Source organism: Ruegeria sp. BC6 (assembly GCF_056539185.1).
Genome location: NZ_JBQFUM010000004.1, coordinates 214,672 through 235,809, shown reverse-complemented (window position 1 = coordinate 235,809; position 21,138 = coordinate 214,672). Strand labels below are relative to the sequence as shown.

Here is a 21,138-nt window from a genome sequence, read left to right as displayed (position 1 = left end):
ATCCTTTCCAAGTTGCCCGCGTCCATCGCCGGGCGGTCAGATTTCCTGTCTCAACCCCGCAGTATCGGATTTTGTATCCAAAATCCATAGGATTCGTCTGGCAAAAGGAAAACGCGCCAGGCAGAGGGCCCGGCGCGTTTACATTTTCCAATTGAACAACGGTTCAGCGCAACCGCATCCCGCTTTCCGGGTCAAACAGCATGGCGCGTTCGGGCCGAACCGAGATTCCGATCCGTTCGCCCGTTTTGCTGCGCTGGTCGTCCCGCTCTTCGACGATCAGCTTGTCGCCGTTGGGCGTCAGCAAATAACTGTAGGAGACGCCGCCAAGCGCCTCGGTCAGATCGACAGTACAGGTGTCGCCGGATCGATCCACGGCAATATGTTCCGGACGGATCCCCAGGATCACCTTCCTGGCATCGGTCGGCACGCCATTGGTGACGGGGATCGAGTCCGTCAGAGCGGGGTGACGCACCGTTCCATCAACGACATCGCATTCCAGAAAGTTCATTGCGGGCGAGCCGATGAACCCCGCCACGAACCGGTTGTCGGGGTCGCGATACAGATCCATCGGAGCGCCGACCTGCTCGATCCGACCATCGCGCAGCACTACGATCTTGTCGGCCATGGTCATCGCCTCGACCTGGTCGTGGGTGACGTAGATCATCGTCGCGCCGATCTCCTGGTGCAGTCGGGCGATTTCGACCCGCATTTCTACGCGCAACTCGGCATCGAGGTTCGACAGCGGCTCGTCAAACAAGAAAACCTCGGGGCCGCGGACGATGGCCCGGCCGATGGCGACCCGCTGACGCTGCCCCCCCGACAAAGCCTTGGGCTTGCGCTTGAGATACTGGTCCAGTTTCAGGATTTCCGACGCTTCGGCCACCTTCTTGTCGATCTCGGCCTTGGGCACACCGTTCATGCGCAGACCAAAGCCCATGTTCTCGGCCACGGACATGTGCGGATACAAGGCATAGGTCTGGAACACCATCGCGACACCGCGCTTGGCCGGGTCCATGTGGGTCACATCGCGCTGACCGATACGGATTTCGCCCTCGGTGGTTTCCTCCAGCCCGGCGATCATCCGCAACAGGGTGGATTTGCCACAGCCCGACGGCCCGACGAAAACGCAGAACTCGCCGTCCTCGATTTCCAGATCAATGCCGTGAATGACCTGGGTCTGGCCATAACGCTTGATTGCGCCCTTCAGGGTAACGCCTGTCATGATGCTTGCATCCTGTCCTTGCGGCCCTCGGGGAACCGCCATGCTTCGGCTTCAGCCCCGATCTGGTCGGCCGATCGCCGAACCCGAGGGACCCATTTCTTCAACTGGTCGAAATCCATGCGCTGGGTCGATCCGGTAATCGAGATCGCCCCCAGCACCCGCCCGCCCGATGTCAGGATCGGACAGGCCACGCAGATGATGCCGGGCTCGTGCTCTTCATCATCCATGGCGAACCCCCGTTCGCGGATCCGGGCCAAATCCGCCCGCAGCACCTCCTCCGAGGTCAGCGTCTTGTCGGTAAAGCGGTGAAAGCTTTGCTGCGAGATCGCCTTGTCCAGCCGGTCATCATCCAGAAAGGCGAGCATCGCCTTTCCCACACCGGTGCAATAAGCCGGGCCAACTTTTCCGGCCTCGGAATACATTTCGACCGGGTTCTTGGCATTGCGCTTGTCCACATACAGAACTTGGCTCGAATCCAGCTGCGCGAGGTGCACCGTCTCGCCGGTTTCCAGGCTGAGCGCATCCAGGATCGGCCGCGCGATCGGCGCGAGCGAGCTTTGCGTCCAGGCCGAATGCGCCAGCCGCACCAGCCGCAGGCCGGGCGAATAGGTCTGCCGGTCTGGGTCGTAAGACAACATGCCCTGATTGGTCAGCGACTGCAGAAACCGGTACAGGGACGCCTTGGGAAAGCTGCTGCTTTCCAGCAATTCGGCAAACCGCACAGGCCGGCCGAACGCCGCGACCTGTTCCAGCACGTCACATGCCTTGCCGATGGTTCCGTCACCTGCCACGGGTCTGATTTCTCCTCCACTTCCCCTTGCGGACGGGCCGCGAGGGTATTGACAAGCCTAGCCGATTCGATGTGTAGTTTTCAATATATAAAACTTGGTTTCACTATTTGGAACCACAAAATGGAAGCTAAGGGAGGAAACCATGCATTCCATGTTCAAGCGCACTGCGGCGGCTCTGGCGGCCAGTGTGGCACTTGCAGCGCCCGTTTCGGCAGAACTGACCGGCGAGCTGCGAATCTTCCTCGACACATCGAATCCGGCGCCGCGCGCGACGATGGAAGCGATGATCGAGCGTTTCGCGGCACAGCACCCGGGTCTGGAGATCGAGACCACGGTCATCGACCGTGAGGCGTACAAGACCCAGATCCGCAACTTCCTGACGGCGGACACGCCCGACGTCGCGACCTGGTACGCGGCCAACCGCATGAAACCTTATGTCGAGGCCGGACTGTTCGAAGATGTATCGGACCTGTGGGCCGAGCCGGAAATCGCCGAAAACCTGGCCTCGACCAAGGGCGCGATGACCATCGACGGCAAGCAGTGGGGCGTGCCCTACACCTACTATCAGTGGGGCGTCTACTACCGCAAAGACATCTTTGACGAGCTGGGCCTGTCCGAGCCGACCACCTGGGAAGAAGAGCTGGCCAACTGCCAGAAGATCGTCGACTCGGGTCGCGCCTGCTATACCATCGGCACCAAGTTCCTGTGGACTGCTGGCGGCTGGTTCGACTACCTGAACATGCGCACCAACGGCTTCGACTTCCACCAGCAACTGGCCAATGGTGAAGTCAGCTGGGAAGACGACCGGGTCAAGCAGACCTTCGCCAACTGGAAGCAGCTGATCGACATGGGTGCGTTCATCGACAACCACCAGACCTACAGCTGGCAAGAGGCCCTGCCCTTCATGGTTCAGGGTGATGCAGCGGCCTATCTGATGGGCAACTTCGCGGTGGCTCCGCTGCGCGAGGCCGGTCTGACAGACGACCAGTTGGACTTCTACCAGTTCGTCGCGATCAACCCCGATGTCGAGCTGGCCGAAGATGCGCCGACCGACACGTTCCACATCCCGGCCAACGCGTCGAACAAAGAAGCCGCGCGCGAGTTCCTGCGTTTTGTCGTTTCGGCTGACGAGCAGACCGAAATCAACAACGGCAAGAACCTCGGACAACTGCCCGTCAACGCCAAATCCTCGGTGGACGACGACAAGTTCCTGCAGGAAGGCTTCAAGATGCTGTCGACCAACAGCCCCGGCGGCGTCGCCCAGTTCTGGGACCGCGACGCACCGGCGGAAATGGCCAAAGTGTCGATGGAAGGCTTCCAGGAATTCATGGTCAAGCCGGACAACCTGGACAGCATCCTGGCCAAGCTGGAACGCGCACGTCAGCGCATCTACGACAACTGATCGGGTGGTGGCCGGGGCAACCCCGGCCACACCATAGCCAAACGCAGGACGGGCACGATCCCGTCCTGCCCATTCCAAACCGGGATTGCCCATGACCGCTGTCGACGCCACCGAACACGAAAGCTGGTTCCACAGAAATCAGCAACGTATCGCACCCTGGCTGTTTCTGGCTCCGGGCGTGCTGTTCTTCATGGTCTACGTGATCATCCCCGTATTCCAGTCCTTCAACCTGTCGCTTTACGAATGGGACGGGCTGGGCGCGGCCGAATATGTCGGTATGCGCAACTATGAGGACCTGTATTGGGAATGGGTCGATCGTGACGCCTTCTATGTCTCGCTGAAGAACAACCTGATCTGGCTGATCATGTACCTGCTGGCAATCCCGGCAGGCCTGTTCATCGCGCTGTTCCTCAACCAGACGGTCTGGGGAATCCGGTTGTACAAATCCCTGTTCTTCTTTCCCTTCGTCATCAGCCAGGTCGTTGTCGGGCTGGTCTTCACCTGGTTCTACGACCCCACTTTCGGGCTGCTGAACGAGCTTTTGGGCTTGGTCGGGTTGGGTCCGCTGAACGTCCTGGGTGACGAACGCTTCGTAACCTACGGCATCATTTTCGCGGGCCTCTGGCCGCAGACCGCCTATTGCATGATCCTGTATCTGACCGGCCTGAACGCCGTGGACCCCGAACAGATCGAGGCCGGCCGGCTGGACGGCGCCAAGGGCGGGCGGATGCTGTGGCATATCATCCTGCCGCAGCTGCGCCCGGCGACCTTCATCGCCTTCGTGGTGACCATCATCGGCGCGCTGCGCTCGTTCGACCTGATCTCGATCATGACACAGGGCGGGCCGTTCGGGTCAAGCCGCGTGCTGGCCTATTACATGTTCGAAGTCGCCCTGTCGGAGTACGGGTTCCGCATGGGCTATGGCGCGGCCATCGCCGTGATCCTGTTCCTGATCATGCTGTGCTTCATCGCCTACTTCCTGTGGTCGATGTACCGCGAAGAAAAGGGGCACTGAGATGTTTCCCAAACCGATCGAAAAACAACCCCGCGCGGCGCAGATTTCCTATCAGGCGATGCTGCCGGTCGCTCTTCTGCTGTGGCTCGGCCCGCTGCTGGCGGTGGCCCTGTTTTCCATCAAGCCCGAGGCGGATTTCACCAACGCCAACTACTGGGGCCTGCCCTCCAGCTTTGAAGGCGCACGGAATTATGGTCAGGTGTTCTTCAACTCGGACATGCCGCGCTATCTGCTGAACTCGTTCCTGATCACGGTTCCCACGGTGATCGGCGCGGTGGCGCTCAGCTGCATGACCGGGTTCGCGCTGGGGATTTACAAGTTCAAGTCGAACCTGTGGATTTTCTTCATGTTCGTGGCCGGCAACTTCGTACCCTTCCAGATCCTGATGGTGCCGGTGCGCGACCTGACGCTGGACTTGGGGCTCTACAATACGAAAACCGGGCTGGTACTGTTCCACATTGCGTTCCAGACGGGGTTCTGCACCCTGTTCATGCGCAACTTCATCCGCGCCCTGCCCTTTGAGTTGATCGAGGCCGCCCGGGTCGAGGGCATCAGCGAATGGCGCATCTTCTGGTACGTGGTCCTGCCGCTGATGAAACCCGCAATCGCCGCGCTCAGCGTTCTGATCTTCACCTTCATCTGGAATGACTATTTCTGGGCCGTCGTGCTGACCCAGGGGGCCGAGAGCCAACCCGTCACCGCCGGCATCACCAGCTTCAACGCGCAGTTCCGCGCAGCGTATCACTTGATGAGTGCCGGCTCGATCGTCGCGGCCCTGCCGCCGGTGGCCATGTTCTTTCTGATGCAGAAACACTTCATCGCGGGTCTGACCCTCGGTGCCGTAAAATAACGCCTAGTCAAGGTTTACAGTCATGACCAAGATCACCTTCATCGGTGCAGGTTCCACGATTTTCATGCAAAATATCGTGGGCGATGCCCTGCTGACCCCGTCGCTGGCCGACAGCCATTTTGCCCTGATGGACATCGACCCCGAGCGTCTGGCCGAGAGCGAAAGCGTCGCGCGCGCCATGATCCGCTCGGTCGGGACCGGCGCGACCGTGTCCACCCATACCGACCGCCGCGCGGCGCTGGACGGGGCCGATTTCGTCATCACCGCCTTCCAGATCGGCGGCTACAAACCCTGCACCGTCACCGATTTCGAGATCCCCAAGCAATATGGCCTGCGCCAGACCATCGCCGACACGCTGGGCGTGGGCGGCATCATGCGCGGCCTGCGCACCGTGCCCGTCCTGTGGGATGTGGCCCGGGACATGGCGCAGCTGTGCCCGAATGCCACGCTGCTGCAATACGTCAACCCGATGGCCATCAACACCTGGGCGCTGGCCGAACGTTTCCCGGCACTGAAACATGTTGGGCTGTGCCACTCGGTCCAGAACACGGTCGAGGAGCTGGCCCATGACCTGGACCTGCCCAAGGATGAAATCCGCTATCGCGTTGCGGGCGTGAACCATGTGGCGTTTTTCCTGCGGCTGGAACATCAGGGCCGCGACCTGTATCCGGCGCTGCGCCTTGGCTATCACGCGGGCCAATTGCCCAAGGCGCCGCTGCTGATGCCGCGCTGTCCGAACAAGGTGCGGTACGAGGTGATGGATCACCTGGGCTATTTCTGCACCGAAAGCTCGGAACACCTGGCCGAGTATGTCCCGTGGTTCATCAAGGACGGGCGTCAGGACTTGATCGACCAGTTCCAGATCCCGCTGGACGAATACCCCACCCGTTGCGAGGAGCAGGTCGCGAATTGGAAGGAACAGGCCAAGACCCTGATCGACGGGCGCGACATCGAAGTGATCCGCAGCCACGAATTCGCCGCCGACCTTATGAACGCAATCGTCACCGACACGCCCTATGTCGCCTATGGCAACCTGCCCAATACCGGGCAGATCCCGCAGCTGCCGCTGGGCGCGGCGGTCGAAACGCCCTGTCTGGTCGACAGCAACGGCGTGCAGCCCTCGGTCGTGACCGGCATCCCGCCGCAGCTGGTCGCCCTGATGCGCAGCCAGATCAACGTGCAGGAACTGACCGTGCGCGCCCTGGTCGAGGAAAACCCCGAACACATCTACCACGCCGCCATGATGGACCCGCACACCGCCGCCGAACTGGACCTGCGCCAGATCCGCAGCCTGGTAAGTGACCTGCTGACCGCCCATGCCGACTGGCTGCCGGATTGGTGCCGTCCGGCCCGCGCGGCCTGATCATCCGGCAAACACACAAGAAAACCACGACCCAATACGAAAAAGAAACAAAGACATGAAGAAACGCCGCTCACAGCACTGGTACGGCAAGCTCGACAAGGACGGGTTCATCCATCGGTCGTGGATGAAGAACCAGGGCTTTCCCGATCATGCGTTCGACGGACGCCCGATCATCGGCATCTGCAACACATGGTCGGAACTGACGCCGTGCAACTCGGGCCTGCGCGACCTCGCCGAAGGCGTCAAGCGCGGCGTGTGGGAGGCCGGAGGCTTTCCGGTCGAATTCCCGGTGATGTCGCTGGGCGAAACCCAGATGAAGCCCACCGCCATGCTGTTCCGCAACCTGCTGGCCATGGATGTCGAGGAATCGATCCGCGCCTATGGCATTGACGGCGTGGTGCTGCTGGGCGGCTGCGACAAGACCACGCCCGGCCAGCTGATGGGCGCGGCCTCGGTCGATCTGCCCACCATCGTGGTCAGCTCGGGGCCGATGCTGAACGGCAAGTATCGCGGTCAGGATATCGGCTCGGGCACCGATGTCTGGAAGTTCTCGGAAGCCGTGCGCGCCGGAGAGATGACCTTGCAGGATTTCATGAACGCCGAATCCGGCATGAGCCGGTCCAAGGGCGTGTGCATGACCATGGGCACGGCCTCGACCATGGCGTCGCTGGTCGAGGCGATGGGCATGAGCCTGCCCACAAACGCCGCCCTGCCCGCCGTCGATGCCCGCCGGATGGCGCTGGCGCACATGACCGGCAAACGCATCGTCGAAATGGTGGACGAGGACCTCAAACCCTCGGACATCCTGACCAAGGCGGCGTTTGAGAACGCCATTCTGGCCAATGCCGCGGTGGGTGGGTCCACCAACGCCGTGGTGCACCTGCTGGCGCTGGCCGGCCGGGTGGGCGTGGACCTGACCCTGCAGGATTTCGAGATCGGCTCGGACATTCCGCTGCTGGTCAACTGCATGCCCTCGGGAAAATACCTGATGGAAGATTTCTGCTATGCCGGCGGGATGCCGGTGGTCCTGTCCGAGCTGAAATCGCATCTGCGCCCGGCCCGCACCGTTCTGAACAAGGACATCTCGGCCCACTATGAGGGCGCGGAATGCTTCAACCGTGACGTGATCCACGCCTTTGACGATCCGGTGAAACCGGCCGCCGGGCTGCGCGTTCTGCGCGGCAACCTGGCGCCGAACGGGGCCATCGTGAAACCCTCGGCCGCCACAGACAGCCTGCTGGAGACGGAAGGTGAGGCCTATGTCTTCGACAGCATCGAGGACCTGAAGGCCAATATCGACCGCGACGACCTGCCTGTGACGCCCGAGACCATACTGGTGCTCAAAGGCTGCGGGCCCAAGGGCTATCCGGGCATGCCCGAGGTCGGCAACATGCCGATCCCCGCCAAACTGGTGAAACAGGGCGTACGTGACATGATCCGCATTTCCGACGCACGCATGTCGGGCACCGCCTTCGGCACCGTGATCCTGCATGTCAGCCCCGAGGCGCAGGCGGGCGGTCCTCTGGCGCTGGTGAAAACCGGTGATCGCATCCGCGTCTCGGCCAGCAAGGGCGAGCTGGAACTGCTGGTCGACGAACAGGAACTGGCCGCCCGCCGCGCGGATTGGCAGCCCGACGACCCGCATTACACCCGCGGCTATGCCAAACTGTATATCGACCATGTCCTTCAGGCCGACCGCGGCGCTGACCTTGATTTCCTGGTGGGCAAGGACACCCGCCTTGTGACCAGAGAGAGCCATTGATGACCCAGCCAGCAACCTTCCATGACCTCGACGGCGCGTCCGTCTTCATCACCGGCGGCGGGTCGGGCGTGGGCGCGGCCCTGACAGACGGGTTCCTGGCCCAGGGCGCAAAGGTCGCCTTCATCGGCCGGTCCGACGCCAGCGCATTCGTCGAAGAGATGCGCGCCAAACACGGCCGCGCGCCCTTGTTCCTGCAGGGCGACATGACCGACACCGCGCTGCTGCACGAAACAATGACCAAGGCTGCCGAGGCCCACGGTCCGCTGAACGTGCTGGTCAACAATGCCGCAAACGACAAGCGCCACAGCCTCGAGGAAACCACGACCGAGTTCTGGGATTGGATGATCGAGGTCAACCTCAAGGCCTATTACTTTGCCTGCCAGCAGGCCGCGCGCCAGATGGCCGAGACCGGCGGGTCGATCATCAACTTCAGCTCGATCAGCTACATGATGGGCAATGCGGGCTATCCGATCTATACGACGGCCAACGCCGGAATCACCGGCATGACCCGCTCGCTCGCGCGCGAGCTGGGGTCGAAGAACATCCGCGTCAACGCGCTGGCGCCCGGCTGGGTGCTGACGCAGAAACAACTGGACATGTGGGCCACGCCCGAGGATCTGGCCGCGCATATGGATCGACAGTGCCTGAAGGAACATCTGAGCCCGGACGACATGATCGCGCCGACGCTGTTCCTGGCATCGACTGCCAGCCGCGCCATGACCGGGCAATGCATGGTCGTCGATGGCGGCGTGGTCACAACGGGGTGAGGACATGAACACCGAGTGGATCGCAGTAGACTGGGGCACCTCGCATCTGCGCGCCTGGGCGATGCAGGGCGACACGGTGCTGGACCACGCCCAATGCGACCGGGGCATGGCAACGCTGGGCCGGGATCAGTTCCAGGACGCGCTGCTCACGCTGGTCCAGGGCTGGCTTGGCGTGGCGCCCGTCGACGTGATCGCCTGCGGCATGGTCGGTGCCCGGCAAGGCTGGGTCGAGGCGCCCTATGTGGCGGTGCCGGCCAAGCCGATCTCGACCGTTCCGGTGCGCGTGCCCGGCACCGATCCACGCATCCGCGCCTTCGTGGTACCCGGCCTGAAACAGGGCGATCCCGCCGACGTGATGCGCGGCGAGGAAACCCAGATCGCCGGCTACCTGTCCACGCGCCCGCATTGGGATGGCGTGATCTGCCTGCCCGGCACCCACACCAAATGGGTGCAGGTCAGCGCCGGCGAGGTCGTCAGCTTCCGCACCTTCATGACGGGTGAACTGTTCGATCTGCTGGGACAACACTCGGTGCTGAAACACTCGGTGGGCGAAGGCTGGGACGACGACGCCTTTGCCACGGCCGTGGCCGACACGCTGTCCAAGCCCGAGCAACTGGCCGGGCGGCTGTTCGGGCTGCGCGCGGCCGATCTGCTGCACGGGCAGGATCCGGCCACCGCCCGCGCCCGCCTGTCCGGTGCCCTGATCGGTGCCGAACTGGCCGCCACCCGCCCCTATTGGCTGGGCCAGCAACTGGCCATTATCGGGGCCGAGGCCCTGTCGAACATCTATGCCAACGCGCTGCAGCAACAGGGCGCGTTCGTCGAAACCGCCGACGCGACCCAGGCCACGCTGGCCGGTCTGCTGCAGGCCCGCACCCTCACGAGGCAAACCGCATGAGCCGCCCCATCATCGCCATTCTGCGCGGGCTTGACCCCGCGCAGGCCGAGGCCGTCGGCCAGGCCATTCTGGATGCCGGCATCGACCGGATCGAAGTGCCGCTGAACTCGCCCGACCCGCTGGACAGCATTGGCAGTCTGGCCCGTTCGATCGGCGACCGCGCGCTGGTCGGGGCCGGAACCGTCCTGACCGTGGACGAAGTCGAGCAGGTGGCCGCCGTGGGTGGCAAGCTGATCGTGTCGCCCAATTGCGATGCCGAGGTGATCGTGCGCACGGTGGATCTGGGCCTGCAAAGCTGGCCCGGAGTCTATACCCCGACCGAAGCCTTCACCGCCCTGCGCGCCGGAGCCACCGGGCTGAAACTGTTTCCCGGGGTGATGGCCGGACCGGTGGGGCTGGCGGCCATGCGCCCGATCCTGCCCAAGGGCACGCAGGTTTATGCCGTGGGCGGCGCGGGGCCCGAGAATTTCGGCGACTGGCTCAAGGCCGGGGCCGACGGTTTCGGCATCGGCTCGGCCCTGTTCAAACCCGGCATGTCCGTGGACCAGATCGCCGAAAACGCCCGCCAGATCGTCGCCGCCTTTGACGAGGCCGCGCGATGAGCCAGGTCTTTGACGACCGCCCGTGCGCGTTGGGCGAAGGCCCGCTGTGGCACCCCGAACGGCAACAGCTGTTCTGGTTCGACATCGTCAACAAGCGCCTGATGACCCGCGACGCGAATGGACCGCAAAGCTGGGATTTCGCCGAGCACGTCTCGGCCGCAGGATGGATCGACCGCGACACGCTGCAGATCGCGTCGGAAACTGGACTGTGGCGGTTCGGGCTTGAGACCGGTCACAAGGACCGCATCGTCGCGCTCGAGGCCGACAACCCGGTGACCCGCTCGAATGACGGGCGGGCTGATCCGTGGGGCGGTTTCTGGATCGGCACCATGGGCAAGCGCGCGGAACCGGGCGCGGGGGCGATCTATCGTTTTTGGCGGGGTGAGCTGCGGCAGCTGGTTCCGGACGTGACCATCTCGAACGCGATCTGTTTCGCGCCCGACCGGTCCTGCGCCTATTTCTGCGACACGGCCACCGGGCAGGTGCGGCGCTGGGGTCTGAACCCAGAAACCGGCTGGCCCGAGGGCGACAGCGCGGTGCTTCTGGACCTGCGCGCCGAGGGGCTGAACCCCGATGGCGCGGTCGTCGATGCCGCGGGCAATCTGTGGCTTGCACAATGGGGCGCGGCGCAGGTTGCGGCCTATGACGCCGGCGGAACCTTTCTGCGCGCGGTGCCATTCGCGGCGGCCCATACCTCGTGCCCCGCTTTCGGCGGGCCGGATCTGACGACGCTGTTCTGCACCTCGGCCCGTGAGGGGCTGGATGAGGACACCATCGCGTCGCACCCCACCAACGGAATGACCTTTGCCGCCGAAAACGCGGGCCAAGGTCAGGCAGAACACAGAGTCATCCTATGAACCCCGAACTTGGCGTTTGCTATTACCCCGAACATTGGCCCCTGTCGATGTGGGCCGAAGATGCCGCGCGCATGGCCGAGGCCGGTCTGCGCTGGGTCCGGATCGGCGAATTCGGATGGAGCCGGATGGAGCCGGAACCGGGCCGGCTGACATTCGACTGGCTGGACCAGGCCATCGAAACCCTTGGTGCAGCCGGGCTGAAAGTGGTGCTTGGAACCCCAACCGCCACGCCGCCGCGCTGGATGCTGGACCGGCACCCGGACATGCTGGCGGTAGATGAAAACGGGCAGCCGCGGAAGTTCGGCTCACGCCGTCACTACTGTTTCAGCCATCCCGGATATATCGAGGAATGCGTCCGCATCGCCCGGATCATGGGCGAACGTTATGGCCGCAACCCGCATGTGGCCGCCTGGCAGATCGACAATGAATATGGTTGCCACGACACCACCGTCAGCTACGGCGAGCCTGCCCGGAAGGCCTTCCGCCGCTGGCTGGCCGAACGCTATGGCTCGATTGAGGCGCTGAACGCGGCCTGGGGCAACGTGTTCTGGTCGATGGAATACAGTGATTTCGATCAGATCGACCTGCCCAACCTGACCGTGACCGAACCCAACCCCGCGCATGTGCTGGCCTTCCGCCGGTTCAGCTCGGATCAGGTGGCGGCCTTCAACCGGGCCCAGGTTCAGGCGCTGCGGCCCCTGACCGATGCGCCGCTGCTGCACAACTACATGGGCCGGATTCTGGATTTCGACCATTTCGAAGTGGGCGCCGATCTGGATATCGCCACCTGGGACAGCTACCCGATCGGGTTCCTGTCCGACCGGCTCGAGGCCGACGCGGCGCACAAGGCGGCCTTTCTGCAGCAGGGCGACCCGGACATGCAGGCCTTTCACCACGATCTGTACCGCGCCGTCGGGTGCGGCCGCTGGTGGGTTATGGAACAACAGCCCGGACCGGTGAACTGGGCGCCCTACAATCCGGCCCCCCTGCCAGGCATGGTGCGGCTCTGGTCGCTCGAGGCCGTGGCCCACGGGGCCGAGGTGGTCAGCTATTTCCGCTGGCGGCAGGCGCCTTTTGCGCAGGAACAGATGCACGCGGGCTTGCTGACGCCGAACAACCGCCCCGCCCCAGGTCTGGCCGAGGCGCAGCAGACGGCCGAAGAACTGGCCGCGCTGGGACCGGTCGAACCGGTGCAGGCGCGGCTGGCCATCCTGTTCGACTACCCGTCGGATTGGGCCTGGGCGACCCAGCCGCAGGGCGCGGGGTTCAACTATTTCCGGCTGGTGTTTTCCGCCTATTGCGCCCTGCGCCGCGCCGGGCTGTCGGTCGACGTCGTTCCGGCCACGGGCATGGACGACGCCGACTATGATCTGATCCTCGCCCCCGGACTGGCCACGCTGGACGACGCGCTGGCCGACCGCCTGCGGGCAGCGGCCAAACTGACGGTTCTGGGCCCGCGCGCCGGAGCAATCACGGCTGATTTCCAGATCCCGGCCCAAGGCCGCCCCGGCCTGCAGGCGTTGGACTGCGACGTGGCGCTGGTGGAATCCCTACCGCCCGAGATCACCCGCCCGGTTCAGGACGGCGGTGCCGCGCAACACTGGGTCGAGCGGCTGACCGGCAACGCGCCCGATCTGTTGATCTTTGCGGACGGAACCCCGGCGCTCAAGGGCGGTGACCAGCTTTGGTATCTGGCCGGCTTCCCGGACGAAGACCTGTGGGACCGGATCGTTGAGATGGCCGCGCAGAAGGTCGGGCTGACCCTGCACCCGATGCCGCCCGGCCTGCGGCGGCGCGAGACCGCGACCCATGACTTCCTGATCAACTACAACGCCACACCGGTGGATTGGAACGGCCACAGCATCGCTGCCTGCGGAGTCGCCATCCTGAAACACAATCCGCCCGGCAAGAAATGAACCTGAACCGGGCGGATGTGGTGCTCTGGTAGGCGCTTCTTCCTACTCGTCGGTCTTCAGACTGTTTGGATCGAAGACGTTGCCGAACCCACTGTTGCCCGAAGGCTGATCTTCAGGCTCGGCTGAGCTTTCGTCGTCCTGACCACCCAATGTGTTCGGAGCGAACACATTGCCAAAACCGCTGTTGTTCGACGGTTTGGGCGTGGATTGCTGAGCGTCGCCTTGCTCGGCCTCGCGCTGCTTGCGCTGCTCCTCGCGTTGCTTGCGCAATTCCTGAATGCGCTGCTCGGCTTCCAGACGCTTTTCTTCCTTGACGTCCGCGATGCACTGGGCTGGGTTGTAGGCCATGGCCGTCCCGACGACAGTGATCGTTGCCACGGCAAACATGACCAGCAGCACGGCCGCCATGTTCCCCGAGAAAAAGCTGGGTAGTTTGATCTTGCCTGCCAGCTCCTCGACCGTGGCTTCCTTGCGCGCGGCGGCGACCAGTTCCTGACGCTTCAACTTGGCTTCGTTCAACAGGGCGAAGAACACGGTCAGCGCCACGATGATAAAGGCCAGCGCCGAAATCGCAGGTGTAATGCCGTAGCGCACCTTCTGAGCCAATTCGATTGTCAGTGTCGGATATTCGCCGAACGTGAAGGTGGTGGTGTTGTAGTTCTCGAACGAGGCAAGAAACGCCAGCACCGCCGCCGAAGCAATCGCCGGGCGCATGAACGGGAGCAGGATCTTGCGAAACGCCTGTGCATGCGTTGCACCAAGGTCCAGTGCCGCCTCGGTCAGCGCCAGGTCATATCGCTGCAGCCGGGCCACCAGAACCAACATGCAATAGCTGGCGATGAAGGTAGATTGGCCAATCACGGTCAGGAAAATACCGTTCGACAAAAAGCTGTCGGCGCCCAGCCCCAGCATCCGGTTGATCCGGTCCCAGAAGACCAGCGTCGAGATACCCAGAACAACGCCCGGGATCAGGATCGGTGCGATGATGATCGTGTAGTAGGTGGCGCGCAGCTTGGGCCAGATTTGGGTCAACATCAGCGCTCCGGCCAAGCCCATCGCCACCGACAGAACCACGGTTCCCGCGCCGATGATCAACGAGTTCTTGATGCCGTTCAGGATGCGTTGGTCCTGAAACAACTCGCCGAACCACTGGAAGGTCAGGCATTCCCACGGGCTCATGCGCGGGAAACCGGACGAGTTGAAGGCGGTGATCGACATGATCACCAGGGGACCCAGCAGGTAGGCGAAGAAGATCGCCAGATAGACCCAGATGCTGATACGGAGGAAGGACATGTTCATTTCCCGATATCCCCCATGTTCACCTTGAACAGGCGCATCATTGCCAACACGAACAGGATACAGGTGACCAGCAGAACGATGGCGTAGGCTGCGCCTTGTGGCCAGTCGTTGTTGTCATTGAACTGCTGATAGATCAGCTGCGTGAACCACAGACTGGACGGCCCACCCAGGATTTGCGGTGCGGCCAGCGCACCGGCCGACAGCATGAACACCATCGTACAGCCGGAACTGATGCCAGGCTTGGCATAGGGAATGACCACCCTCCAGTGGATCCGCCACCACGGAGCGCCCAAGTCGCGCGCCGCTTCGATCTGGTTTCCATCCAGGCTTTCGATGACGTTGTACATCGGGAAGATCATCAGGAGGATGTACGCGTAGCCGAGGCCCGCATAGAGCGCGATGTCGTTGCGGATGAAATCGAACGGCGTGTCCCAGATCCCCAATCCGACGAACAGCGTGTTCAGAACGCCGGTTTCTCCGAAGATGATGCGCAGCGCAAAGGCACGCAGGATCTCGTTGATCCAATAGGGGATGATCAGCATGATCGCGAAGATACGAATGTGATTGCCCTTGGACTGACCCAGGTAATAGGCAATCGGATAGCAAATGATCAGGTTGAAGATCGTCACGCAGACCGCGGCGATCAACGTCCGGAAGAACACACGCAGATCAACGGCGTTGTAGGACTGGCTGCCGCCTTCCGGGCCGTAGATCAGGTATTTGTAGTTCTCCAGCGTGTACACGTCCTTGGGGCCGCCGATTTCCGGGGGCGGCAGGTTCGGACGGAAGGAAAAGTCCAGCATCGACAGCTGCGGCAGGATGATCAGGCCGATCGTCCAGAACAGGACAAGTCCCAGAATCGCGAGCCCCATACCGAAGCCGTTGCGGTTGAAGAAGTCCCTGAGGAAGCCAGGCATCGTCGGGCCTCCTTATTCCGCAGCCAGCTCACCCGCCGGAACGACGACCGCGTTGCGGGTTTCGTATTCCAGCGTGATGTTCTGACCGGTGTGATCTTTGAACGACTGCCCGTGGTTCGGGATCGAGACCTTGATCTCCTTGCCGCCCTCTCCTTCGGTGAAGATATTGAAGACGTTGCCTTCGAATTCCTCGTGGGTCACCCGTGCCGTGACGAAGTGATCGCCGCTCGTCCCCTCGGGTGCAATCGAGAACGCCTCGGGTCGGATGAACATCATGGCGTCGTCACCTTCGGCCAACTTGCCCTGATTGGCGGTCGATATCCGCGCCACCAGATCGCCGGACCGGTTGGTCGAGATCAGGGCCTCTTCGCCCATCACTCTTTTGACCTTGCCGCGGAAGACATTGTTCTCGCCCACGAACGAGGCGGCAAAAGCGGTTGTCGGGTCGTTGTAGATGGTCTTGCCGTCGGCGATCTGGTCGATCACGCCAGCGCGCATCACGGCGATGTTGTCAGACATGGTCAGGGCCTCGCCCTGGTCATGGGTGATATAGATGAAGGTGATGCCCACACGCTGCTGGATCTCACGCAGTTCGGTGCGCATATGCTGGCGCAACTTGAGGTCCAGCGCCGATAGCGGTTCGTCCAACAGCAGCACGTCCGGTTCGGCGCACAGGGCCCGCGCGATGGCGACACGCTGGCGCTGGCCGCCTGACAATTCGCTGGGCAGCTTGTCGCCCTGGCCCGGCAGCGCGATCATGTCCAGCAGCTCATCCGCGCGTTTGCGGCGCTCGGCGGCGCTGGCGCCCTTGATCTCCATCGAAAAGGTAATGTTCTCCCAGACCTTCATCAGCGGAAACAGCGCAAGGTTCTGGAAGATCAACGCGGTCGGGCGCTTGTTCGGCCCGATGCCCTTCATATTCTTTCCACCGATCAGCACATTGCCTTCGCTGGGCTCCAGGAACCCGGACACCGCGCGCAGGATCGTTGTCTTGCCGCAACCCGAAGGCCCCAGAAACGAAAAGAAATCGCCCCCGTTGATGTTCACGTTCGCATCTCGCACAGCGACAAAGTCGCCAAAGCGGATCCACAGGTTTTCCAGATCAACTCCGATCCCTGCACTCATTTTTGGTATCTCCCTGTGATGCAGCCTCAGGCCGCACCGCATCGTTGTCCGTCACGCGGGGCAAACGCGTGCGGGGTCCAAAGGCGCCCCGCGCGAAAACGCGAGGGGCGCGATCTCAAGGCGATCAGGCGCTCTTGAACTTGTTGACGAACTCGGTCCGGGTCTCGGCGTACCAAGGTGCTTCGGCAGGCCACGGGTTCAGGTTGGCCAGCGAGTCGCCCGGATAGGCCTCGGCAAAGTTCTTCTTGTAGGTGTCGCCCGAATACTGGTCGGCACCCAGAACAGGCGAGTTGTAGCCGTGGCTGTCGATCGCGACACCGGCCGGCTTGGCCTGATAGGCGAAGTCGATGAAGGCGTAGACCTGGTCGATATTGGTTGCGCCGGTCGGCATCGACATGCCGTCGACCCAAGCCATCGCACCCTCGACCGGAGCCTGGTAGTGCACCGGTTCGCCAGCGGATTTCAGTGCCAGCGGCGGACCATCCCAAGTCTGTCCGACGACAACCCCTTCGTTCAGCAGGCCGTTCTTCTGGGTGTCGGCATCGTTCCAGATCAGTTTGATCCGGTCCTTGCGGGCGATACACCAGTCGGTGATCTGACCCCAGACCTTGCGCATGGTGTCTTCGTCGCCATATGCGGCCCAGACCGAGCCGGGCTCCATCTCGCCGATGCGCTCCATGTACAGACCCGCGCCCAGCATCATCGAATGCGCGCGACCCATGGTCTTGCCGGCGTTTTCTTCCGACCAGACGTCACCATAGGACGGGGCGTCGCCCTCGGGCAGCCACAGGTCAGTGCGATAGGCAATGCCTTCGGTACCCCAGATATGCGGCAGCCAGTGCGCGCCGCTGTCACCAAAGTTCCAGGCATCGGTACCGATCTTGGCCATCGCCGGGTTGACCTTGTCGATCGGAATCCTGTTCATGTCGAACGGCTGCAGAAGCTCCAGCGGCTCCCACTGCAGCGACCGGTTGTTGGTCGGCGAAACGATATCAAAGCCCTGGCCCTTGGTGGCCTTCATCTTGTTGATGATCTCTTCGTTCGAGCCAATTCCGGTGTAGTTCACCTTGATCCCGGTCAGGGTTTCGAACTCTTCGATGAAGCTGGGCGGCAGGTAATCCGACCACATCAGGATGTTGACTTCGCCCGAAGATGCCAGGGCGCTTTTGCTGTACAGAGGTGCCGCCAGCGCAGCTGCTCCGGCCCCTTTCAACACCGTACGACGGCTGAAGTTTGACGATTTGGTCATTCGTGTTTCTCCCGTGTTTGGACTGAGTTTTGTTTTTTATCCGTGCGTCACGTTAGAGTTTTGCGATCGCCCCGTCAGTCCAAAAAGTGACAGTTTGCGAAATTCTTAGGTCCAGTTCCCTTGGAAGCCCAAGCCCGGAGCCCGCCCAAACAGCGCGCGACTCTGCGGGAATTCGCGCGAGGATCATATATCAAAAGGGCCGACGATACCTAACGGCGCATCGGAACTGGCCTCATGTCACACAGGGAGATCACGCGAATTTTTTTGCGCATCCGCCTAATCGATGCGCATCATTTCAGCCGCAAAAATCGAATTGCGACAAATTCAGACCAGAATCACGACACGGTCGGAGCTATTTGCGCATTGACCGGCCGTCATGGAACAGGTGGATCTTCTCCGGCGCGGCAGTCACCGAAACCGTCTGGCCACGCAAGCCACGATGGATGCCCGGCAGTTTGCCGATCACCGACTCGGCGCCGGGGGCTTTCGCGAAATAGAGCAACGTCACCTCGCCCAATGCTTCGGTAAAGTCCACGGTCCCGGTCAGGATGGGGTCACCGTCGGCGACCACCAGATCCTCGGGGCGCACACCCACGTTGACCTTCTTGCCGGCGTCGGCGTCCTGGGTCGGGATGGCCGAAACTGCCGTGCCGCCACAGTCCAGCGCGACGGTCGTGGTGGCACCGGTGCCGGTGATCGTGCCCGGCAGCAGGTTCATGGCGGGCGAGCCGATGAACTGGGCCACGAATTCATTGTCAGGCGTCTCGTACAGTTCCAGCGGCGTGCCGACCTGCGCGATACCCTTGTTGGCCAGAACCACGATCCGGCTGGCCAGGGTCATTGCCTCGACCTGGTCGTGGGTGACATAGATCATCGTGCTGTCGGGCATCGCCTCTTTCAGGCGCGCGATCTCGATCCGCGTGGCCACCCGCAGCGCGGCATCCAGGTTCGACAGCGGCTCGTCGAACAGATAGACCTTGGGGTCGCGCACGATGGCCCGACCGATGGCCACCCGCTGACGCTGACCGCCCGATAGAGCCTTGGGCAACCGGTCCAGAAACGGTTCCAGCTGCAGGATTTGCGCCGCGCGGTTCACCGCCGCGTCGATCTGATCGGCGGGCATCTTGGCGATCTTCAGGGCAAAGGCCATGTTCTCGCGCACGGTCATGTGCGGATACAGCGCATAGCTTTGGAACACCATGGCGATGCCGCGCTGTGCCGGGGGCACGTCGTTCATCACCTGCCCTTCGATCTCCAGCGTCCCGCCCGAAATGCGTTCCAGCCCCGCGATCATCCGCAGCAGGGTGGACTTGCCGCAGCCCGAGGGGCCGACGAACACGATCAACTCGCCGCGCTCGATCTCGAGGTTGATGTCCTTCAGGACATCGACATTGCCATAGGTCTTGGCGACATCGGTCAGCTTGAGCTCGGACATGGGTTACCCTTTCTCTCGGACCATCAGGCAGAATTGCGACGGCGCCAGCGTGGCGCAGCCCTGCGCCTCGACGGCGCCCAAATCCTGGCCGATGCAGCGCCAGTTGCCTTCGGGCAGGTCGATTTTGGCGGCGACATCGCCCAGATTGAAAGCACCGAACACCTGCTGGGTGTCATCCTCACGCAGGAAGCTGAGGATCGGGCCGGTTTCGCGCATGTTGGACTGGGTGCCCGACATCAGCGCCGGATATTCATGGCGCAAGGCGATGGCACGACGATAGTGGTTCAGCACCGACTGCGGGTCGGCGTCCATCCGGTCCACGGCGCGCTCGGCCTGCGGGGTGCTGACGGGCAGCCAGGGCGCACCGGTGGTAAAGCCCGACTGTTCGTCCTGCGCAGCCCAGACCATGGGCGTGCGGCAGCCGTCGCGGCCCTTGTATTCAGGCCAGAACTCGATGCCATAGGGGTCCTGCAGGTGCTCAAAGGGCACGTCGGCCTCGGGCAAGCCCAGCTCTTCGCCCTGATACAGGCAGGCCGAGCCGCGCAGGCACATCATCAGAACCGCGTGCTGCCGGATGCCGGCCTCATCCAGATCCCAGCGCGAGGCGTGGCGCTGCACGTCGTGGTTGGAGAACGCCCAGCACGGCCAGGCGTCGCCGGCCTTGGACAGGAGCTGGTCGAACACATGCTTGGTGTATTCTGCCGTCAGGCGGCGTTTTTCCAGAAATTCAAAGGCATAGCACATGTGCATACGCTTGTCGCCACGGGTGTATTCGCCCATGATCTCAAGCCCGCGCTGTGCGTCGCCCACCTCGCCCAGACAGGCGCGACCGTCATATTGATCGGTCAGGGCGCGCAGCCGTTCCAGGAAGGCGATGTTTTCGGGCTGGCTCTTGGAATACAGGTGGTCCTGATGGTTGTAGGGGTTGACCATCGGCGCGATGGTTGCGTTGCGCTGATCCAGCAGCAGCGCCGGGTTGTCGCGCAGTTGCGCGTCGTGGAAGTAGAAGTTGATCGTGTCCAGTCGGAACCCGTCAACGCCCATGTCCAGCCAGAACCGCGCCACGTCCAGCAGCGCGTCCTGAACATCGGGGTTGTGGAAATTCAGGTCCGGCTGCGAGGTCAGGAAGTTGTGCAGGTAATACTGCTGCCGGCGCGTATCCCACTGCCAGGCCGAGCCGCCGAAGATCGACAGCCAGTTGTTGGGCGGGGTCCCGTCAGGCTTGGGGTCGGCCCAGACATACCAGTCGGCCTTGGGGTTTTCGCGGTTGCTGCGGCTTTCGACGAACCACGGATGCTGGTCCGAGGTATGCGACAGAACCAGGTCGATCATCACCCGCAGACCCAGACCATGGGCGCGGTCCAGCAACGTCTGGAAATCCTCCATCGTGCCGAACATCGGATCGATGGCGCGATAGTCGCTGACATCGTACCCGAAATCCTTCATCGGCGACTTGAAGAAGGGCGAGATCCAGATCGCATCAACCCCCAGACCAGCGATGTAATCCAGCCGCTGGGTAATGCCCCGCAGGTCTCCGATGCCGTCGCCGTTGCTGTCCTGAAAGCTACGCGGGTAGATCTGATAGATCACGCCGCCGCGCCACCAGTCGGACGCCGTCTTGGTTGAGTGCTTGAGGTCCACGTTGTTCTGCACGTTCATCACACGCCC

18 protein-coding genes are annotated in these 21,138 nt (G+C 62.6%); 10 read left to right on the top strand and 8 right to left on the bottom strand.

Annotated features, from left to right (window positions below):
• Positions 1 to 163: 163 nt before the first annotated feature.
• Positions 164 to 1,222 carry an ABC transporter ATP-binding protein gene (locus ACR0MM_RS13735; RefSeq protein ID WP_170525819.1) on the bottom strand — a complete coding sequence of 353 codons (1,059 nt, stop codon included), beginning with the start codon at positions 1,220 to 1,222 and terminating at the stop codon, positions 164 to 166.
• Positions 1,219 to 2,013, bottom strand: coding sequence for an IclR family transcriptional regulator (locus ACR0MM_RS13730; RefSeq protein WP_170369408.1), 795 nt, complete (start codon positions 2,011 to 2,013; stop codon positions 1,219 to 1,221). The genes ACR0MM_RS13735 and ACR0MM_RS13730 overlap by 4 nt, the downstream gene beginning before the upstream one ends.
• 142 nt (positions 2,014 to 2,155) lie before the next feature.
• Here ACR0MM_RS13730 and ACR0MM_RS13725 point away from each other — a divergent pair, with 142 nt between their 5' ends.
• The 10 genes from ACR0MM_RS13725 to ACR0MM_RS13680 all read left to right on the top strand — a co-directional run bounded on the left by ACR0MM_RS13725 (position 2,156) and on the right by ACR0MM_RS13680 (position 13,445).
• Positions 2,156 to 3,415: an ABC transporter substrate-binding protein gene (locus tag ACR0MM_RS13725; RefSeq protein ID WP_093963148.1), complete on the top strand. Its 1,260-nt coding sequence runs from the start codon at positions 2,156 to 2,158 to the stop codon at positions 3,413 to 3,415.
• Between the two features lie 91 nt (positions 3,416 to 3,506).
• Complete coding sequence (locus ACR0MM_RS13720) at positions 3,507 to 4,430, top strand: carbohydrate ABC transporter permease (protein WP_480696754.1); 924 nt, start codon at positions 3,507 to 3,509, stop codon at positions 4,428 to 4,430.
• 1 nt (position 4,431) lies between these two features.
• Entirely contained in the window at positions 4,432 to 5,280 is an 849-nt protein-coding gene (locus ACR0MM_RS13715; RefSeq protein WP_093963150.1) for a carbohydrate ABC transporter permease, read from the top strand.
• A 22-nt stretch (positions 5,281 to 5,302) separates the two neighbouring features.
• Positions 5,303 to 6,643: an alpha-galactosidase gene (gene melA / locus ACR0MM_RS13710; RefSeq protein WP_480696752.1), complete on the top strand. Its 1,341-nt coding sequence runs from the start codon at positions 5,303 to 5,305 to the stop codon at positions 6,641 to 6,643.
• A gap of 55 nt (positions 6,644 to 6,698) precedes the next feature.
• Positions 6,699 to 8,405, top strand: a complete 1,707-nt coding sequence (locus tag ACR0MM_RS13705) for an IlvD/Edd family dehydratase (RefSeq protein WP_170341254.1) — start codon at positions 6,699 to 6,701, stop codon at positions 8,403 to 8,405.
• Complete coding sequence (locus ACR0MM_RS13700; RefSeq protein WP_170341250.1) at positions 8,405 to 9,172, top strand: SDR family NAD(P)-dependent oxidoreductase; 768 nt, start codon at positions 8,405 to 8,407, stop codon at positions 9,170 to 9,172. The genes ACR0MM_RS13705 and ACR0MM_RS13700 overlap by 1 nt, the downstream gene beginning before the upstream one ends.
• Before the next feature lie 4 nt (positions 9,173 to 9,176).
• Positions 9,177 to 10,070 carry a 2-dehydro-3-deoxygalactonokinase gene (locus tag ACR0MM_RS13695; RefSeq protein WP_480696750.1) on the top strand — a complete coding sequence of 298 codons (894 nt, stop codon included), beginning with the start codon at positions 9,177 to 9,179 and terminating at the stop codon, positions 10,068 to 10,070.
• Entirely contained in the window at positions 10,067 to 10,672 is a 606-nt protein-coding gene (locus ACR0MM_RS13690; protein ID WP_480696748.1) for a 2-dehydro-3-deoxy-6-phosphogalactonate aldolase, read from the top strand. Before ACR0MM_RS13695 ends, ACR0MM_RS13690 begins: the two co-directional genes overlap by 4 nt.
• Complete coding sequence (locus ACR0MM_RS13685) at positions 10,669 to 11,529, top strand: SMP-30/gluconolactonase/LRE family protein (protein ID WP_480696746.1); 861 nt, start codon at positions 10,669 to 10,671, stop codon at positions 11,527 to 11,529. The genes ACR0MM_RS13690 and ACR0MM_RS13685 overlap by 4 nt, the downstream gene beginning before the upstream one ends.
• Positions 11,526 to 13,445 (top strand): beta-galactosidase, encoded by a 1,920-nt coding sequence (locus tag ACR0MM_RS13680; protein ID WP_480696744.1) that lies wholly within the window; start codon positions 11,526 to 11,528, stop codon positions 13,443 to 13,445. The genes ACR0MM_RS13685 and ACR0MM_RS13680 overlap by 4 nt, the downstream gene beginning before the upstream one ends.
• A 42-nt stretch (positions 13,446 to 13,487) precedes the next feature.
• Here ACR0MM_RS13680 and ACR0MM_RS13675 read toward each other — a convergent pair whose 3' ends face one another.
• From ACR0MM_RS13675 to ACR0MM_RS13650, 6 genes are all read right to left on the bottom strand, one after another.
• Positions 13,488 to 14,744 (bottom strand): ABC transporter permease, encoded by a 1,257-nt coding sequence (locus ACR0MM_RS13675; protein ID WP_480696742.1) that lies wholly within the window; start codon positions 14,742 to 14,744, stop codon positions 13,488 to 13,490.
• On the bottom strand, positions 14,741 to 15,661 hold the full coding sequence (locus ACR0MM_RS13670; RefSeq protein WP_170341829.1) for an ABC transporter permease: 921 nt from the start codon (positions 15,659 to 15,661) through the stop codon (positions 14,741 to 14,743). Before ACR0MM_RS13670 ends, ACR0MM_RS13675 begins: the two co-directional genes overlap by 4 nt.
• Positions 15,662 to 15,673: 12 nt before the next feature.
• Positions 15,674 to 16,786 (bottom strand): ABC transporter ATP-binding protein, encoded by a 1,113-nt coding sequence (locus ACR0MM_RS13665; protein WP_170341232.1) that lies wholly within the window; start codon positions 16,784 to 16,786, stop codon positions 15,674 to 15,676.
• A 124-nt stretch (positions 16,787 to 16,910) separates the two neighbouring features.
• Positions 16,911 to 18,035, bottom strand: a complete 1,125-nt coding sequence (locus ACR0MM_RS13660) for an extracellular solute-binding protein (RefSeq protein WP_480696740.1) — start codon at positions 18,033 to 18,035, stop codon at positions 16,911 to 16,913.
• Between the two features lie 352 nt (positions 18,036 to 18,387).
• Positions 18,388 to 19,470, bottom strand: coding sequence for an ABC transporter ATP-binding protein (locus tag ACR0MM_RS13655; RefSeq protein ID WP_170441039.1), 1,083 nt, complete (start codon positions 19,468 to 19,470; stop codon positions 18,388 to 18,390).
• Between the two features lie 3 nt (positions 19,471 to 19,473).
• Positions 19,474 to 21,129 (bottom strand): alpha-amylase family glycosyl hydrolase, encoded by a 1,656-nt coding sequence (locus ACR0MM_RS13650; protein WP_480696738.1) that lies wholly within the window; start codon positions 21,127 to 21,129, stop codon positions 19,474 to 19,476.
• Positions 21,130 to 21,138: the final 9 nt, after the last annotated feature.

What these genes read in the sequence shown, in the direction of transcription:
- ACR0MM_RS13665 (WP_170341232.1), bottom strand. Translation starts at nt 16,786, where the DNA reads ATGAGTGCAGGGATCGGAGTTGATCTGGAAAACCTGTGGATCCGCTTT.
- melA (WP_480696752.1), top strand. Translation starts at nt 5,303, where the DNA reads ATGACCAAGATCACCTTCATCGGTGCAGGTTCCACGATTTTCATGCAA.
- ACR0MM_RS13660 (WP_480696740.1), bottom strand. Translation starts at nt 18,035, where the DNA reads ATGACCAAATCGTCAAACTTCAGCCGTCGTACGGTGTTGAAAGGGGCC.
- ACR0MM_RS13715 (WP_093963150.1), top strand. Translation starts at nt 4,432, where the DNA reads ATGTTTCCCAAACCGATCGAAAAACAACCCCGCGCGGCGCAGATTTCC.
- ACR0MM_RS13705 (WP_170341254.1), top strand. Translation starts at nt 6,699, where the DNA reads ATGAAGAAACGCCGCTCACAGCACTGGTACGGCAAGCTCGACAAGGAC.
- ACR0MM_RS13685 (WP_480696746.1), top strand. Translation starts at nt 10,669, where the DNA reads ATGAGCCAGGTCTTTGACGACCGCCCGTGCGCGTTGGGCGAAGGCCCG.
- ACR0MM_RS13720 (WP_480696754.1), top strand. Translation starts at nt 3,507, where the DNA reads ATGACCGCTGTCGACGCCACCGAACACGAAAGCTGGTTCCACAGAAAT.
- ACR0MM_RS13690 (WP_480696748.1), top strand. Translation starts at nt 10,067, where the DNA reads ATGAGCCGCCCCATCATCGCCATTCTGCGCGGGCTTGACCCCGCGCAG.
- ACR0MM_RS13670 (WP_170341829.1), bottom strand. Translation starts at nt 15,661, where the DNA reads ATGCCTGGCTTCCTCAGGGACTTCTTCAACCGCAACGGCTTCGGTATG.
- ACR0MM_RS13700 (WP_170341250.1), top strand. Translation starts at nt 8,405, where the DNA reads ATGACCCAGCCAGCAACCTTCCATGACCTCGACGGCGCGTCCGTCTTC.
- ACR0MM_RS13655 (WP_170441039.1), bottom strand. Translation starts at nt 19,470, where the DNA reads ATGTCCGAGCTCAAGCTGACCGATGTCGCCAAGACCTATGGCAATGTC.
- ACR0MM_RS13695 (WP_480696750.1), top strand. Translation starts at nt 9,177, where the DNA reads ATGAACACCGAGTGGATCGCAGTAGACTGGGGCACCTCGCATCTGCGC.
- ACR0MM_RS13735 (WP_170525819.1), bottom strand. Translation starts at nt 1,222, where the DNA reads ATGACAGGCGTTACCCTGAAGGGCGCAATCAAGCGTTATGGCCAGACC.
- ACR0MM_RS13725 (WP_093963148.1), top strand. Translation starts at nt 2,156, where the DNA reads ATGCATTCCATGTTCAAGCGCACTGCGGCGGCTCTGGCGGCCAGTGTG.
- ACR0MM_RS13675 (WP_480696742.1), bottom strand. Translation starts at nt 14,744, where the DNA reads ATGAACATGTCCTTCCTCCGTATCAGCATCTGGGTCTATCTGGCGATC.
- ACR0MM_RS13680 (WP_480696744.1), top strand. Translation starts at nt 11,526, where the DNA reads ATGAACCCCGAACTTGGCGTTTGCTATTACCCCGAACATTGGCCCCTG.
- ACR0MM_RS13650 (WP_480696738.1), bottom strand. Translation starts at nt 21,129, where the DNA reads ATGAACGTGCAGAACAACGTGGACCTCAAGCACTCAACCAAGACGGCG.